Annotated in this window: 12 protein-coding genes; 8 read left to right on the top strand and 4 right to left on the bottom strand. The window is 55.8% G+C overall.

The features are described 5' to 3' along the window. Window positions 1-22 precede the first annotated feature (22 nt). The 3 genes from SGR01S_RS18290 to fdhD form a co-directional block, all read right to left on the bottom strand. The gene (locus SGR01S_RS18290; protein WP_061808217.1) at window positions 23-1,948 is read right to left on the bottom strand and encodes a methyl-accepting chemotaxis protein; all 1,926 of its coding nucleotides are present in this window, start codon (window positions 1,946-1,948) and stop codon (window positions 23-25) included. Window positions 1,949-2,072: 124 nt separating this feature from the next. Then, a complete protein-coding gene (sodA, locus tag SGR01S_RS18285; protein WP_037421110.1) occupies window positions 2,073-2,693 on the bottom strand; it encodes a superoxide dismutase [Mn] in 621 nt (206 codons plus the stop codon). 127 nt (window positions 2,694-2,820) lie between these two features. After that, complete coding sequence (fdhD, locus tag SGR01S_RS18280) at window positions 2,821-3,639, bottom strand: formate dehydrogenase accessory sulfurtransferase FdhD (RefSeq protein ID WP_370452804.1); 819 nt, start codon at window positions 3,637-3,639, stop codon at window positions 2,821-2,823. A 222-nt stretch (window positions 3,640-3,861) separates the two neighbouring features. On the opposite strand from fdhD, the gene fdnG reads away from it, so the two are divergent. From fdnG to selB, 8 genes are all read left to right on the top strand, one after another. Continuing rightward, on the top strand, window positions 3,862-6,909 hold the full coding sequence (gene fdnG, locus SGR01S_RS18270) for a formate dehydrogenase-N subunit alpha (protein ID WP_130382808.1): 3,048 nt from the start codon (window positions 3,862-3,864) through the stop codon (window positions 6,907-6,909). Between the two features lie 12 nt (window positions 6,910-6,921). Continuing rightward, on the top strand, window positions 6,922-7,821 hold the full coding sequence (fdxH, locus tag SGR01S_RS18265; RefSeq protein ID WP_037421096.1) for a formate dehydrogenase subunit beta: 900 nt from the start codon (window positions 6,922-6,924) through the stop codon (window positions 7,819-7,821). Further along, window positions 7,818-8,453, top strand: a complete 636-nt coding sequence (fdoI, locus tag SGR01S_RS18260) for a formate dehydrogenase cytochrome b556 subunit (protein ID WP_012004559.1) — start codon at window positions 7,818-7,820, stop codon at window positions 8,451-8,453. The genes fdxH and fdoI overlap by 4 nt, the downstream gene beginning before the upstream one ends. After that, window positions 8,453-9,382, top strand: a complete 930-nt coding sequence (gene fdhE / locus SGR01S_RS18255) for a formate dehydrogenase accessory protein FdhE (protein ID WP_061808215.1) — start codon at window positions 8,453-8,455, stop codon at window positions 9,380-9,382. The genes fdoI and fdhE overlap by 1 nt, the downstream gene beginning before the upstream one ends. Window positions 9,383-9,521: 139 nt before the next feature. Continuing rightward, on the top strand, window positions 9,522-10,169 hold the full coding sequence (locus tag SGR01S_RS18250; RefSeq protein ID WP_037421092.1) for a DcrB-related protein: 648 nt from the start codon (window positions 9,522-9,524) through the stop codon (window positions 10,167-10,169). A 34-nt stretch (window positions 10,170-10,203) separates the two neighbouring features. Continuing rightward, window positions 10,204-10,809, top strand: a complete 606-nt coding sequence (locus SGR01S_RS18245; RefSeq protein WP_061808214.1) for a glutathione S-transferase — start codon at window positions 10,204-10,206, stop codon at window positions 10,807-10,809. Between the two features lie 68 nt (window positions 10,810-10,877). Next, complete coding sequence (gene selA / locus SGR01S_RS18240) at window positions 10,878-12,269, top strand: L-seryl-tRNA(Sec) selenium transferase (protein ID WP_061808213.1); 1,392 nt, start codon at window positions 10,878-10,880, stop codon at window positions 12,267-12,269. Further along, window positions 12,266-14,107, top strand: coding sequence for a selenocysteine-specific translation elongation factor (gene selB / locus SGR01S_RS18235; RefSeq protein WP_061808212.1), 1,842 nt, complete (start codon window positions 12,266-12,268; stop codon window positions 14,105-14,107). Before selA ends, selB begins: the two co-directional genes overlap by 4 nt. A 23-nt stretch (window positions 14,108-14,130) precedes the next feature. Here the strand turns inward: selB and SGR01S_RS18230 are convergent, their stop codons facing one another. After that, window positions 14,131-15,378, bottom strand: a complete 1,248-nt coding sequence (locus SGR01S_RS18230) for an MFS transporter (RefSeq protein ID WP_061808211.1) — start codon at window positions 15,376-15,378, stop codon at window positions 14,131-14,133. Between the last annotated feature and the right edge of the window lie 182 nt (window positions 15,379-15,560).

The following is a 15,560-nucleotide window of genomic DNA, read 5'->3' as shown; positions in this document are numbered from 1 at the left end:
TCCCATTCCTCGCCTTTTTGCATTAGAACGTCGTCCAGTTGTCTTGTGTGTCGGTATGGGTGACCGGTTTGCGGGATGAAGCTTTCGGCGTTGCGGTTTTCACGGCAGCAGGCGCCTGCTGCTCTGCCAGGCGGAATACCGAGACGCTCTGCAACAGCATTTCTGCCTGTTCCTCCAGCGAGTCGGCGGCGGCGGCGGATTCTTCCACCAGTGCGGCGTTCTGCTGGGTGGTGTGATCCATTTCGACAATCGCCTGACCGATTTGGGCTATGCCGCGGGTCTGCTCGTCGGAGGCGGCGGCGATTTCCGCCATAATGTCACGCACATGGGTAACCGACAGGACAATCTGCTCCATGGTGTTGCCGGTGTTCTCCACCAGTGTGGTGCCGGTCTGCACCCGGTTAACCGACTCGGCAATCAACCCTTCGATCTCTTTCGCCGCTTGGGCGCTGCGCTGTGCCAGATTACGGACTTCGCTGGCCACTACCGAGAAGCCACGACCTTGCTCACCGGCGCGTGCTGCTTCTACCGCTGCGTTGAGTGCCAAGATATTGGTCTGGAAAGCAATGCCGTTGATTAGGGTGGTAATTTCAGCGATTCGCTGCGAACTGCTGGAAATATCGCGCATCGTGCTAACTACGTTTTCTACTAACTTGCCACCTTGCTGGGCCGTCTGTGAAGCATCGGTGGCCAGCTGATTGGCGTGGTGGGCGTTTTCAGCGTTTTGTTTCACCGTCGCGGTCAGTTGCTCCATGCTGGCGGCCGTTTCTTCCACTGCGGCGGCTTGTTGTTCAGTACGTGAGGACAAATCGGTGTTACCCGCGGCGATCTCTGCGGCGGCAGTGGACACCTGGCTGACCCCCATCTGAATTTTCTCAATCATATCGCGCAGGTTTTGGCTCATGGCTGCGACTGCGTTCAGCAATTGGCCCAGTTCATCACGACGGGTGCTGGTCTGTGCCTGTCGCAGATCGCCACTGGCGATACGTTCCGCCAATGCGAGCGTACTTTGCAGCGGCCGGGTGATTTGCAAGGTGATACGCCAGGCAACCAGCAAACCGACGATGATGGCAATCAGTGTGGTAACGCCCATTTGCACTTGTGCAGAATTGATGTCGTTATGGGTTTGCGTCAATTCATCCTGTAAAAAGGCGTTGACCAGTGTACCGACTTCCTGCGCACTGTTGCCCAGGCGTTGGCTGATTAACTGTTCCTGTTGATAGGCCGGTAGGTAGGCTTCAATACGGTTTTTATAGTCGTCGAGGGCGGTCAGCAAGGGTTGCAGCAGAGGACGTTGGGCGTCGCTGAGCCGTCGACTCAGTGCATTAGCCGCGCTACGTGCGTCGTCAATTGCCGCGACCAGCGGTGCTTCGGATTCAGCGCTCAGGCTAAGTAACAAGCCGCGTGCACCGTAGCGCACCAGCGTCAGTTTCTGGTTCAACTGAATAAAGGCCAGTTGCAGGTCACCATTGGTGAGTTGGCGTTCCACTTGGTTCAGGTTGTCCTGCACCTCCGACATGTTCCAGCTTTGACGCACGGCATCTTTCGCCGCCACCGCCTTTTCGAAAGCATTTTGCTGCTGCTGGTATTGGCTGATCAGCACGACCAAGCGTTGAAGGTCTTTTTTGCTCTGAGGATCCCAATTCAGGTTCTGACCCTGGTTGATCAGCTTTACCGCGTTTTCGATGCTGGTGCGGTTATTGTTCAGGTATTCCGGTTTGTAAGTTTGCCCAAATAGCGCACGGTTATATTTGGCCTGATTAATTTCGTCGTTCAGGCGATTGCTGAAATCAATGCGATAGGCCCGCGATTCAATGATACTGAGGTACTGGGCGCCGGTACCGGCGATGATCGCGGTCAGCAACAGCATGAGACCAAATCCGAGTCCGAGCTTTTTTCCGACGGTGAGATGAACGAACTTTCCTGCCAATGTTTGCAATGCCGCCATAATGTTTTTCCTTTCCGGGCGAACGTCAATTGAACAAACCATCGGCAAAGAGCGGTCAAACTTTAGCGAATTTTGGTCAAAAAAATACCCGCACTAAGCGGGTATCTTTATTGCTGGGGGCGAATTACTTCTTCGCAGCGAAGCGTGCAGCGGCTTCATCCCAGTTAACCACGTTCCAGAATGCTTTGATGTAGTCTGGACGTTTGTTTTGATATTTCAGGTAGTAAGCGTGTTCCCACACGTCCAGGCCCACGATTGGGAAGCCTGAAGCGCCGGCAACGGCTTCGCCCATCAGCGGGCTATCTTGGTTAGCAGTAGACACTACAGCCAGTTTATCGCCTTTCAGCACCAGCCAAGCCCAACCTGAACCGAAGCGGGTCGCTGCGGCTTTCTCGAACTCTTCCTGGAATTTCTCAACGCTGCCGAAATCACGTTCGATAGCAGCTTTCAGATCGCCACCCAGAGTGGTGCCGATTTTCAGGCCTTTCCAGAACAGGCTGTGGTTAGCGTGGCCGCCAGCGTTGTTACGCATGAAGGTGCGTTTGTCAGCAGGCACTTTATCCAGATCCTGGATCAGTTCCTCAACGCTGTATTGGGCCAGTTCTGGATAAGCTTCCAGCACGGTGTTGGCGTTGTTAACGTAAGTCTGGTGGTGTTTGGTGTGATGGATTTCCATCGTCTGCTTGTCGAAATGCGGTTCTAGTGCGTCGTAGGCGTACGGCAGGGATGGCAGTGAATAACTCATAATCATCATCTCCAAGGGTATATGGGCGGCGCATTATGTGAGCACCGCGTAAGCAGTCGGATCATTATAGTTATTTAAATGATATTGAAAATGATTATCAATGCCCTACTTATCGTGTGGTTTTAGGCTAATCCACAATGCGCTGCGGGTGGGTAAACACCGTGGCACGGCCGGGTTTGCTGAAGCCGACCAGCGTCAGGTTGCTGCGTTCGGCGATCTCCACCGCCAGTGAGGTTGCCGCAGAAACCACGAACAAAATCTCCACGCCACACATGGCAGCCTTTTGCACCATTTCATAGCTGGCGCGGCTGGAGGTTAATACAGCACCTTGTTGCCAGCCCTCTTTGGCACGTACACCGAGCAGCTTGTCCAGAGCGACATGACGGCCCACGTCTTCACATCCGCCGAGTAATTCCCCTTGTGGCGACAACCAGGCGGCGGCATGGGTGCAACCAGTCAGTTGCCCAACTGACTGCACTTCTCGCAGTTGTTTCAATGCAGAATCAAGATGGGTGAGGGAAAAGCTTTGGGTAAACGGCAGCGCAGGCAGTGGGCGAAAAATATCCGCTAACTGTTCGATGCCACACACGCCACAGCCAGTGCGGCCTGCCATAGCCCGGCGACGCTCTTTCAACCCGGCAAAGCGACGGCTGGACAGCTCTATTTGCACCTCCAAACCGTTACAGGTTTGGTTAATCTCTATACTGTAGATATCGCGCGATGACTCAATGATGCCTTCGGACAGGGAAAAACCCAGGGCGAATGCCTCCAGATCTTTGGGTGTGCACATCATCACCACGTGAGAAATGCCGTTATAGACCAGCGCGACCGGGACCTCTTCCGCCAGCCAGTCCTGCTGTGCGGTGGTGAGTTGCCCACGTTGATACACCTGGGACTGGGTCACCCCTGTGAGTTGAGTCTCATTGATGTGTTGCTCTGGGTCTATAGTGTTCACTTAACTGGCACCTGTTTGTAACAACCCCATGTACGTTGTGGTAATATCTTTGCGTCATGGCGGCCGCTGGCCGAACCAACATATACCCTACGGATTTCATGTCGTAACTTAAAATTCATGGGGTAAAAACAACAGTAATTTTAGCGCTTCCCGCTTCAAGGGGGAAAGCGCCATTTGAAACAATGTGACAATCGCGAGTGAAAGGAGACCCCCATGCAGGTCAGCAGAAGGCAGTTCTTTAAGATCTGCGCTGGCGGTATGGCAGGAACGACGGTGGCTGCACTGGGTTTTGCCCCAGAAGTGGCGTTAGCGGAAACCCGGCAGTACAAATTGCTGCGTGCCCGTGAAACCCGTAATACCTGTACGTATTGTTCCGTCGGCTGTGGGCTGTTGATGTACAGCCTTGGTGATGGCGCCAAAAACGCCAAAGAAAGCATTTTCCACATTGAAGGCGACCCGGATCACCCGGTCAACCGCGGCGCGCTTTGCCCGAAAGGCGCGGGTCTGGTCGACTTTATCCACAGTGCAAGCCGTCTCCAGTATCCAGAATACCGTGCGCCAGGCTCTGACAAATGGCAACGCCTCACTTGGGACGACGCCTTCACGCGCATCGCCAAGCTGATGAAAGAAGACCGTGACGCCAATTTCGTTAAAACCAACGAACAGGGCGTGACCGTCAACCGCTGGCTCAGCACCGGCATGTTGTGTGCCTCCGCTTCCAGTAACGAAACCGGGTATTTGACCCAAAAATTTAGTCGCGCTCTCGGCATGCTTGCCGTAGACAACCAAGCACGTGTCTGACACGGACCAACGGTAGCAAGTCTTGCTCCAACATTTGGTCGCGGTGCGATGACCAACCACTGGGTTGATATCAAGAACGCGAATCTGATTGTCGTCATGGGCGGTAATGCGGCGGAAGCGCATCCGGTGGGATTCCGCTGGGCGATGGAAGCCAAAATTCATAATAAAGCCAAGCTGATCGTGATCGATCCGCGCTTTACCCGTACCGCATCGGTGGCGGATTTTTACACGCCGATCCGTTCAGGGACCGACATTGCCTTCCTGTCGGGCGTCTTGCTGTACCTGATGACCAACGACAAAATTAACCGCGAATACGTTCATGCCTACACCAACGCCAGTTTGCTGGTGCGAGAAGACTTTACCTTCGAAGACGGCCTGTTCAGCGGTTACGATGCAGAAAACCGCAAGTACGACAAAACCACCTGGAACTACCAGCTTGATGAGAACGGCTTTGCCAAGCGTGATCTGACGCTGCAGGATCCGCGTTGCGTGTGGAACATGCTGAAACAGCACGTCAGCCGTTATACGCCGGAGGTAGTGAACAATATCTGCGGTACGCCTACCGAAGATTTCATCAAGGTGTGCGAATACATTGCTGAAACCTGCGTGGCGGATAAAACCGCGTCGTTCCTGTACGCTTTGGGCTGGACTCAGCACTCGGTCGGCGCGCAGAACATTCGCACTATGGCAATGATCCAGCTGTTGCTCGGCAACATGGGTATGGCAGGCGGTGGCGTTAACGCGCTACGTGGCCACTCCAATATCCAGGGGCTGACCGATCTGGGTCTGCTGTCGCAGAGCCTGCCAGGCTATATGACATTGCCTTCGGAAAAACAGACTGATCTCGATACTTACCTGAAAGCGAACACGCCGAAAGCGGTGTTGCCGGGCCAGGTGAACTATTGGAGCAACTACCCGAAATTCTTCGTCAGTATGATGAAGAGCTTCTACGGTGATAAGGCGCAGAAGGACAACAGCTGGGGCTTTGACTGGTTGCCGAAGTGGGACAAAGGCTACGATGTATTGCAGTACTTCGAGCTGATGTCGCAAGGCAAGGTCAACGGTTACTTCTGCCAGGGCTTCAACCCTGTGGCGTCGTTCCCGAACAAGAACAAGGTGGTGGCCTCGCTGTCAAAACTGAAGTTCCTGGTGACCATCGATCCACTCAATACCGAAACGTCCAACTTCTGGCAGAACCACGGTGAATTCAACGACGTCGATCCGTCGAAGATTCAAACCGAGGTATTCCGTCTGCCGTCTAGCTGCTTCGCCGAAGAAAACGGTTCGATCGTGAACTCCGGGCGCTGGCTGCAATGGCACTGGAAAGGTGCTGATGCCCCAGGCGAGGCGAAGCACGACGGGGAAATCCTGGCGGGCATCTTTATCCGTCTGCGTGAGATGTATGCGCGTGAAGGTGGTGCAGTACCGGAGCAGGTACTGAACATGACCTGGGATTACCTGACACCGGAAGATCCTGCTTCGGAAGAAGTGGCGATGGAAAGCAACGGCAAGGCATTGGCAGATATCCTCGACGCTGACGGTAAAGTGTTGGCGAAAAAGGGTGAACAACTCAGTACCTTTGCGCATCTGCGTGACGACGGTACTACTGCCAGCGGCTGTTGGATCTTCGCCGGTAGCTGGACGCAAGCCGGTAACCAAATGGCACGCCGCGACAATGCCGATCCATCCGGCCTTGGCAATACGCTGGGCTGGGCCTGGGCTTGGCCGCTCAATCGCCGCATTCTGTACAACCGTGCTTCGGCTGATCCGCAAGGCAAACCTTGGGATCCAAAACGTCAGTTGCTGGAGTGGGACGGTGCCAAGTGGGGCGGGGTAGATATCCCAGACTACAGCGCCGCTGCACCAGGCAGTGACGTCGGGCCATTCATCATGCAGCCGGAAGGCATGGGCCGCTTGTTTGCCGTCGATAAAATGGCCGAAGGTCCATTCCCGGAACACTACGAGCCGTTTGAAACGCCGCTCGGGACTAACCCGCTGCACCCTAACGTGGTTTCCAACCCGGCGGCAAGGGTGTTCAAGGACGATCTGGCGGCGATGGGGACCTCCGACAAGTTCCCGTATGTTGGTACCACGTACCGGTTGACCGAGCACTTCCACTACTGGACCAAGCATGCGGTGCTAAACGCTATCGCGCAGCCGGAGCAGTTTGTGGAAATTGGCGAGTCGCTGGCGGCGAAAAAAGGCATTCAGCATGGCGATACGGTGAAGGTCAGTTCCAACCGCGGCTTTATCAAGGCCAAGGCTGTCGTAACCAAACGTATTCGTACCTTGCAGGTGCACGGTCAGGATGTGGACACCATCGGTATCCCGATCCACTGGGGTTACGAAGGGGTAGCGAAGAAAGGCTTTATCGCTAACACGCTGACGCCGTTTGTCGGTGATGCTAATACGCAGACGCCAGAGTTCAAGGCGTTCCTGGTTAACGTGGAAAAGGTGTAACGGAGACGAATTATGGCAATGCAATCTCAAGACATCATTCGTAAATCCGCCACCAATGGCTTCACGCCGGCGCCCCGCGCCCGTGACCACCAGGAAGAAGTGGCTAAACTGATCGATGTCACCACCTGTATCGGCTGTAAGGCCTGTCAGGTGGCGTGTTCTGAATGGAACGACATCCGCGATGAAATCGGTCACAACGTCGGGGTGTACGATAACCCTGCCGATCTGACCGCCAAGTCGTGGACGGTGATGCGCTTCTCCGAAGTGGAGGAAAACGGCAAGCTGGAGTGGCTGATCCGCAAAGACGGCTGCATGCACTGTGCCGATCCGGGCTGCCTGAAGGCATGCCCGTCGGAAGGGGCGATCATCCAGTACGCCAACGGCATTGTCGACTTCCAGTCCGAGCACTGTATCGGCTGTGGTTACTGTATCGCTGGTTGCCCGTTCGATGTGCCGCGCATGAACAAGGACGACAACCGGGTATACAAATGTACCCTGTGCGTCGATCGCGTTGATGTCGGCCAGGAACCAGCCTGTGTGAAGACCTGTCCAACCGGTGCCATCCATTTCGGTACCAAGGACGCCATGAAGGAGGTAGCCGCCGAACGCGTCAGCGAGCTGAACTCTCGTGGTTATCAGAACGCCGGTCTGTACGATCCGGCGGGCGTGGGCGGCACCCATGTGATGTATGTGCTGCACCATGCCGACAAACCGCAGCTTTATCACGGTTTGCCGGATAACCCGACGATCAGCCCGGCGATCACGTTCTGGAAAGGCGTGTGGAAGCCCCTGGCGGCCATCGGCTTTGCCGCTACCTTTGCAGCCAGCGTATTCCACTATGTCGGTGTCGGTCCTAACCGCGTCGACGAGGACGAAGACGATGAGCCGCACGATGAGGAGACGCGCAAATGAAGAAGGAAAAGCGTATTCAGCGTTATAGCGCGCCGGAGCGAATCAACCATTGGATAGTGGCGTTCTGCTTTGTGTTCGCCGCCATCAGCGGGCTGGGGTTCTTCTTCCCCTCCTTCAATTGGTTGATGAACATTCTCGGCACGCCGCAGTTGGCGCGTATTCTGCACCCCTTTGTCGGGGTGATTATGTTTGCGGCCTTCCTGCTGATGTTCTTGCGTTACTGGAAGCATAATCTGATCAATCGCGAAGACATCGTCTGGGCCAAAAACATCCAAAAAATCGTCATGAACGAGGAAGTGGGTGACACCGGACGTTATAATTTCGGTCAGAAGTGCGTATTCTGGGCGGCAATCATTAGTCTGGTGCTGCTGCTGGCCAGCGGTGTGGTGATCTGGCGGCCGTACTTTGCGCCATCATTCCCGATACCGCTGATCCGTATTGCGCTGTTGGTGCATTCACTGGCGGCTGTTGGTCTTATCATCGTGATTATGGTGCACATTTACGCCGCGCTTTGGGTAAAAGGCACCATTACTGCCATGGTGGAAGGCTGGGTGCCGGCGGCCTGGGCTAAAAAACATCACCCGCGCTGGTACCGAGAGGTCCGCGAGAAACAACAGGAAGACAAACCCTGATGAGTATCCGCATTGTTCCTAAAGAGCAACTAGGGGCACAGCGCGAGAAGTCCACAACGGCGGAAACCATCCCGCCGTTACTTTTCGCGAATCTGAAAAGCCTATATAGCCGCCGTGCCGAGCGTCTTCGCAAGTTGGCGACCGACAACCCGCTGGGCGACTATCTGAACTTCGCTGCACAACTGGCCGAAGCACAGCATCACGCCTTACACGACAACCCGCTACAGCTTGATCTTACCGACGCGTTGCAGCAAGGGGCTGCTAGTGGCAAGCCACCATTGGACCTGAGCGTTTACCCACGTAGTGAGCATTGGCACAAGCTGTTGAGCTCGCTGATCGCAGAGCTGCGTCCTGAAGCACCAGAGCATATTCTGGCCGTGCTGGATAATCTGGAAAAGGCATCGGCACATGAGTTGGAACTGATGGCTCAGGCGTTGCTTAATCAGGATTTCGGCAAGATTGGCAGTGAGAAGGCGCCGTTTATCTGGGCCGCGTTATCCCTCTATTGGGCGCAGATGGCCAGCCAGATCCCGGGTAAAGCACGGGCTGAATATGGTGAGCATCGCCAATTCTGTCCAGTGTGCGGTAGCATCCCGGTAGCCAGTGTCGTGCATATTGGCACCGTCAGCGGTCTACGCTATTTGCACTGTAACTTGTGTGAAAGCGAGTGGCATGTGGTGCGGATAAAATGCAGTAACTGCGAACAGACCCGCGATCTCAACTACTGGTCGTTGGACAGCGAACTGGCTGCAGTGAAGGCGGAGAGCTGCGGTGACTGCGGTACCTACCTGAAAATTTTGTATCAGGAAAAAGACCCGCAAGTTGAGGCGGTGGCGGATGATTTGGCCACGCTGGTGCTTGATGCCAAAATGGAAGACGAAGGTTTTGCCCGCAGCAGCATCAACCCATTCCTGTTCCCAGGTTCGTAATATCTGGCTTTATGGGCTGAATATATTCGGCCCTTATCATTTATCGGATGATTAATTTCAGACTGGGCTTCTGGCATTCGCCGGGGTGACTTGCTACGTTTACGCAATGACGCGCGAAGCGAAAGGAAAGGGACGGACGATGTTGAAGACCATTGCGAAATTCACTGCGGTTGCTGTTGTCGCTATCGGGCTGACGGCCTGTGACAACAAGGACGATACCAAACCGGCAGTACCAAAGCCGGATACCAAACCGACCGTCACGCAACCGGCACCGCCACCACCGGTAGTGGAAACCCCACCTGCACCGGCTCCCGGGCTGAAAGTCTTGCTGCAGAAGGGCAATATTACCTTTGAACTGCCGCCGGGTTTTAGCGATCAGACCAAGAACAGCGGCATCATTAACGACAACAAGTCGACTATTCAACGCTTCCTCGACGGTAAATCGCGCCAGAGTACGGTATCTTCCGAAGTGATCCCGCCTGATGACATGAAGCTCAATACCAGCGATAAAATGCTGAAAGAGCTCACACAGAGCATTATCACCGAGCTCGGGGATCGCTATCAAAATATCCAGACCACCAAAGAAGAGACGTTCACCGTTGGCAAACAGAAATTCCATCGGGTGGATACCGAACAGAGCGTCAACGGGCAGAAGGTGGTGTCCACCATCGTGCTAACGGTGTTCAATAAGCGGGTGGTGACGTTGCAAATGTTGTCACCGGCTAAAACGCCGGAGGCGCATCAAGCGCTGGTTCAGCGGATTATCGACTCGCTGGCGGTGAAATAACAACGCTGTGGTTTGCAAGCCGAGGGGAAGACTGATGAAGCTTATTGGCAGTTACACCAGCCCTTTTGTCCGCAAGATTTCCGTGATGCTGCTGGAAAAGGGGATCGCGTTCGAATTTGTTAACGATCCGCCCTATGAGCCGGGCAGCCGGGTGGTAGAGCTAAATCCGCTCGCCAAGGTACCGGTGTTGGTGGCCGACGACGGTGCGGTATTTTACGACTCGCGCGTGATCGCCGAATACCTTGAAACCCTGCCCGCTGCTCCGTCATTTTTACCTGCCGATCGCCTGTCGGCGCTGCACATACGTCAGGTGGAAGCCTTGGCGGATGGCGTGACCGAGGCCGCTGCCACGCTGTACCGCGAGAGCAAGCGGGTGTCGGATAAACAGGATGAAAATTGGATCCTGCGCCAGCGTGCCAAGCTGACGCACGGGCTGGACGCGCTGGAAAAACTGGCGCAGGAAAAAAAGCTGTTGAACACCGAAACGCTGACACTGGCGGATATTGCGACCGGTTGCGCGCTGGGTTATCTCAATTTCCGTCGTATCATGCCCAATTGGTGCGTCGAGCGCCCTGCGTTGATCAAACTGGCCGAACGCTTGTTTGCCCGCGAAAGTTTTGCCCGCACGATGCCCCCCTGATCTTCTCTCACCCCGCTGCGGCGGGGTTCTGCTTTATGCCGAGACCATAACACTTAAACCGAGCGACCATGAGCACTGAATCCCAGCATCTTTACAGCCAATTACCCGCCATTGACCGCCTACTGCGTGACCCTGCGATCGAGCCGTTAGTGGCGCAGCATGGTCAAACGCTGATAAGCGAGTTGCTGCGCCAACTGCAATGGCAGGCGCGTGAGACGATAAAACAACATCAGAAGTTACCTGACTGGTGTGGTGACTGGCCGCAGGCGCTCTGCACTGCGTTGATGCAACAGCAGCGTTCGGCATTGGCGCCAGTTTTCAATCTGAGCGGCACCGTGCTGCACACTAACCTTGGTCGTGCCTTACTGGCGCAACCGGCTATTGAGGCGGTGACGCGTTCAATGGGATCGGCGGTGACGTTGGAATACGATCTTGATGGCGCCGGCCGGGGGCATCGTGACCGTGCTGTCGCAGATTTGCTGTGCCAACTGACTGGTGCGGAAGATGCCTGCATCGTCAATAACAATGCGGCAGCGGTGTTGCTGATGTTAGCGGCGGTCGCACCGGGTAAGCAGGTGGTCGTGTCGCGTGGTGAACTGGTAGAGATTGGCGGGGCTTTCCGTATACCCGACGTGATGCGCCAGGCGGGCTGCCAATTGGTCGAGGTGGGCACCACCAACCGTACTCATCTGAAAGACTACCGCAATGCGATTAACGAGCAAACTGGCCTGCTGATGAAGGTGCATACCAGCAACTACAGTATTCAAGGATTTACCGCTGCAGTTGATGAAGCTGAACTGGCGCAGCTTGGCGCAGAACATGGCCTGCCAACGGCGACCGATCTGGGCAGTGGCTCGCTGATTGATATGGCGCAGTACGGCCTGCCGGCCGAGCCTATGCCACAGCGGCTGCTGGTGGCCGGGGTGGATCTGGTGACATTCTCTGGTGACAAATTGCTGGGCGGCCCGCAGGCCGGCATCATCGTCGGTAAAAAGGCGCTGATTGACCGGTTGCAACAGCACCCACTGAAGCGCGCACTGCGCGTTGGCAAGCTGACGTTGGCTGCGCTGGAGGCCACCTTGCGCCTCTATCAGCAACCCGAACTGCTGGCGGATCATCTGCCGACGCTGCGTTTATTAACTCGCCCACAACAGGCAATGGAAGACGCGGCAGTACGTCTGTTACAGGTTCTCAAACCGCAGTTCAGTGAGCATTTCTGCCTGCGAGCCGAACCCTGTTGGTCGCAGATTGGCAGCGGTTCGTTGCCGGTGGATCGGCTACCGAGTTATGCGTTGACCTTTGAGCCGCTCGACGGTCGTGGCGCGACCCTGGAGGCATTGGCTGAGCGTTGGCGTCGTTTGCCGCAACCGGTGATTGGCCGAATTAATGATGGCAGGCTATGGCTCGATCTGCGCTGTCTGGAACAGGAAGATACGCTGATTGAGGCATTGAGCGCATGATTATTGCCACCGCAGGTCATGTCGATCATGGCAAAACGACCCTGCTCCAGGCGATCTCCGGGATCAATGCGGATCGCCTGCCGGAAGAAAAACGCCGTGGCATGACCATCGATCTGGGCTATGCCTACTGGCCGCAGCCTGATGGCCGGGTATTAGGTTTTATTGATGTGCCTGGCCATGAAAAATTCCTCGCCAATATGCTGGCAGGCGTTGGCGGCATTGACCATGCGTTGCTGGTAGTGGCCTGCGACGACGGCATCATGGCACAGACCCGGGAGCATCTGGCTATCCTGCGTTTGAGTGGCCGCCCGGCATTGACAGTGGTACTGACCAAAGCCGACCGGGTAGATGACGTGCGTGTTGACGAGGTGCGGTTGCAGATTGGCGACGAACTGGCGCAGCAGGGTTGGTATCAAACGCCCGTGTTCGTTACCGCTGCGCAACAGGCTCAGGGCATCGACGTGTTGCGTGAGCATTTGTTGGCATTACAGCCTGACGAACATGCGTTGACGCGCCGTTTCCGCCTGGCGGTGGATCGTGCGTTCAGTGTGAAAGGCGCAGGTCTGGTGGTGACGGGTACTGCGCTGGGTGGAAAGGTAGCTGTGGGTGACCAGTTGTGGCTGACTGGCGTAGATTCTCCAGTACGGGTACGTGGTCTGCACGCCCAGAACCAACAGGTTGAGCAGGCACAAGCCGGGCAGCGTATTGCGCTGAATATCAGCGGTGACGTCAGTAAAGAACAGGTAGCACGGGGTGACTGGCTGCTGGCGAAAAAGCCACGGGTTGCCGCCGAGCGCATTCTGGTCCGGCTGGATGCTGACCAGCCGATAAAGCACTGGCAGCCACTGCATCTGCATCATGCTGCCAGCCATATCACCGGGCGGATTTCGCTGTTGAATGAAGAACTGGCTGAGCTCATTCTTGATCGCCCGCTATGGTTGGCCGAAAACGATCGGCTGGTTCTGCGGGATATTGGTGCTCGCCACACCTTGGGCGGCGCACGGGTTCTGAGTTTGACCACGCCAAAGCGCGGTAAGCGCCAGCCTGAGTATCTGGCTTGGCTGGTTGCACTGGCGCAGGCAGGCGATGACCGGCAGGCGTTGGCACTGCATCTGCCCAATGGGGCACTGGATCTGGCTGCTTTTGCCTGGGCGCGACAACTCACCGACAGCGAGCTGGCAGCGATGTTGGCAGACCATGAATTGCTGATTGCCGGCGATATGGCACTGGCGCAAGAGAATGTGCTGCAGGGCCAACAAAAGCTGTTGCAACTATTGGCTGAGTATCACCAGCAGCATGCCGATCAACTCGGTCTTGGGCGTGCACGGTTGCGGCGTATGGCCTTGCCACAGCTTTCTGAACCTCTGGTGTTTATGATGATCGATCGGTTGCTGGCCGATGGGTTATTAAACAACACGCGTGGCTGGCTGCACCTGCCGGAACACGGCTTGTCGTTCAATGCGGAAGAACTAGCTCTGTGGGTACGTATCGAGCCACTGTTCGGTGACGAGGCTTGGTGGGTGCGTGATCTGGCGGCTGAATTGGGTGAGGGCGAGGCGCGGGTGCGGGCGACGCTGCGTAAAGCGGCCCAGTTGGGCCATGTCACGGCAGTGGTGGTAGATCGTTACTACCTCAGCCAACGTATCGAACAGTTCGCTGCGCTGATCCGTGAGCTTGATGCGGCGCAGGGCAGCGCGAACGCGGCGGATTTCCGCGATCGGCTCGGTGTTGGCCGCAAGCTGGCGATTCAGGTATTGGAATTCTTTGATCGCAGCGGTTTCACCCGCCGCAAGGGAAACCAGCATCTGCTGCGAGACGGCGGCCTATTTGGTGGGTAAGCGGGGCCGCTGCCCCGCTTGGATTACAGCGCAGCGTTAGGCGTCGGGGTGGCGTCGCCACTGCGGCGTTTGCTGAGGAACAGCGCTACCAGTGCCAGCCAACACAGTCCGCTCACCAGGTTGAACAGATTGAACAACCCACTGCCGCCCCACACGTAGGCCACTTTCGCCAGTTCGATGCCGACGGTAAACACCATCATGCTCAACATACCCATGGTGGCGGAGACGGTACCTTTACTGACGTTGCTGGAAAACAGCGTCAGGCGGTACAACCCCGCGTTAGCCAGCCCAATACCGTAAGCGTACAGGCTCAAACCTGCGGTCATCCACAGATAAGCGTGGCTAGAGAATAGCGTGGCCAGTGCTGCGACCAACAGCCCCAGCATCATGGGTGCCGCACCGATTTTGATCAAACGTTGTACACTGTTCTTACCGGTCATACGTGCCAGTGTCAGGTTGCCGAGGATCAACGCGCCAAATACCGGGATTTGCAGAAGACCGTAATCCAGCGTCGACAGCGACTCGCCGCTGATCAGGATCACGGGCGATTGGGCAATCCAGGCCAGTAGCGGCAGGCTGGCGAAACCGATAGCCAGCGCCCCACAGACAAAACGACGGTTGGTTAGCACCTGGCGATAATCACGCCACAGATTGGCCGCCGAGAGTTTTTCACCCTGCAACGAGGCCGTTTCCGGCATCGCCTTCCACAAACCGTAAAAAGCAAAAGCGGCTAATGCGGCGAACAATACGAACATGCTTTGCCACGGTGCGACGTGGATCAGCGCTGCACCGGCCAGCGGCCCGAGCAGCGGGGCAATCAACGCCACGTTGGCCATCAATGCAGTAATTTTTATGCACACTGATTCTTCAAATGACTCCTGTATCGTGGCGTAACCGACAGCCCCGATAAAGCACAAGCCAATTCCCTGCAAGAAACGCATAAAGATAAACTGCTCGATGTTAGTCACTAGCAGAATGGCCAAACAGGCGACGATAAAGAACGCCACGCCAGCCAGCATCACTGGGCGACGACCACGGCGATCCGACAATGGCCCCAGCAGCCATTGCAGGAAAATACCGCCAGCCAGATAGGCGGTCATTGAGGTTGGCACCCACTCTTCACCGGCGTTGAAATCCGCCACCACCGCCAGCATGCCAGGCTGGATCATATCGTTGGCGATATAGGTGGCGAATTCGAACAGCACCAGACAAAGAGGGAATAAAAGCGCCTGTCGACCCAAGCGAGCCGCAGGTGGTAATGTTGTTTTCATATTTATCGTACTGAAAGTAAAGAGAAAATAAGGAACTGTCAGGGCGGGAAGCGCAATCTGAGCGAGTTGTGGCGGCTATTTTGCCGCCAATTGTTCACCTTAGCAATAATAAGGTGTTGTTTCAGCACATTCTGATATTGCCCGCCAGGGTTGCCACTCGCACTTTCGCTAGTTAACCTCTT

The sequence above is a fragment of the Serratia grimesii NBRC 13537 genome, from assembly GCF_001590905.1.
Taxonomy (GTDB): Bacteria; Pseudomonadota; Gammaproteobacteria; order Enterobacterales; family Enterobacteriaceae; genus Serratia; species Serratia grimesii.
The sequence above is the reverse complement of the archived record's forward strand: the minus strand, read 5'-3'. Positions and strand labels throughout refer to the sequence as shown.

Coding starts and splice junctions, on each gene's coding strand:
- SGR01S_RS18290 (WP_061808217.1), bottom strand. CDS start 1,948: ATGGCGGCATTGCAAACATTGGCAGGAAAGTTCGTTCATCTCACCGTC.
- SGR01S_RS18250 (WP_037421092.1), top strand. CDS start 9,522: ATGTTGAAGACCATTGCGAAATTCACTGCGGTTGCTGTTGTCGCTATC.
- sodA (WP_037421110.1), bottom strand. CDS start 2,693: ATGAGTTATTCACTGCCATCCCTGCCGTACGCCTACGACGCACTAGAA.
- selA (WP_061808213.1), top strand. CDS start 10,878: ATGAGCACTGAATCCCAGCATCTTTACAGCCAATTACCCGCCATTGAC.
- SGR01S_RS18245 (WP_061808214.1), top strand. CDS start 10,204: ATGAAGCTTATTGGCAGTTACACCAGCCCTTTTGTCCGCAAGATTTCC.
- selB (WP_061808212.1), top strand. CDS start 12,266: ATGATTATTGCCACCGCAGGTCATGTCGATCATGGCAAAACGACCCTG.
- fdoI (WP_012004559.1), top strand. CDS start 7,818: ATGAAGAAGGAAAAGCGTATTCAGCGTTATAGCGCGCCGGAGCGAATC.
- fdhE (WP_061808215.1), top strand. CDS start 8,453: ATGAGTATCCGCATTGTTCCTAAAGAGCAACTAGGGGCACAGCGCGAG.
- SGR01S_RS18230 (WP_061808211.1), bottom strand. CDS start 15,378: ATGAAAACAACATTACCACCTGCGGCTCGCTTGGGTCGACAGGCGCTT.
- fdxH (WP_037421096.1), top strand. CDS start 6,922: ATGGCAATGCAATCTCAAGACATCATTCGTAAATCCGCCACCAATGGC.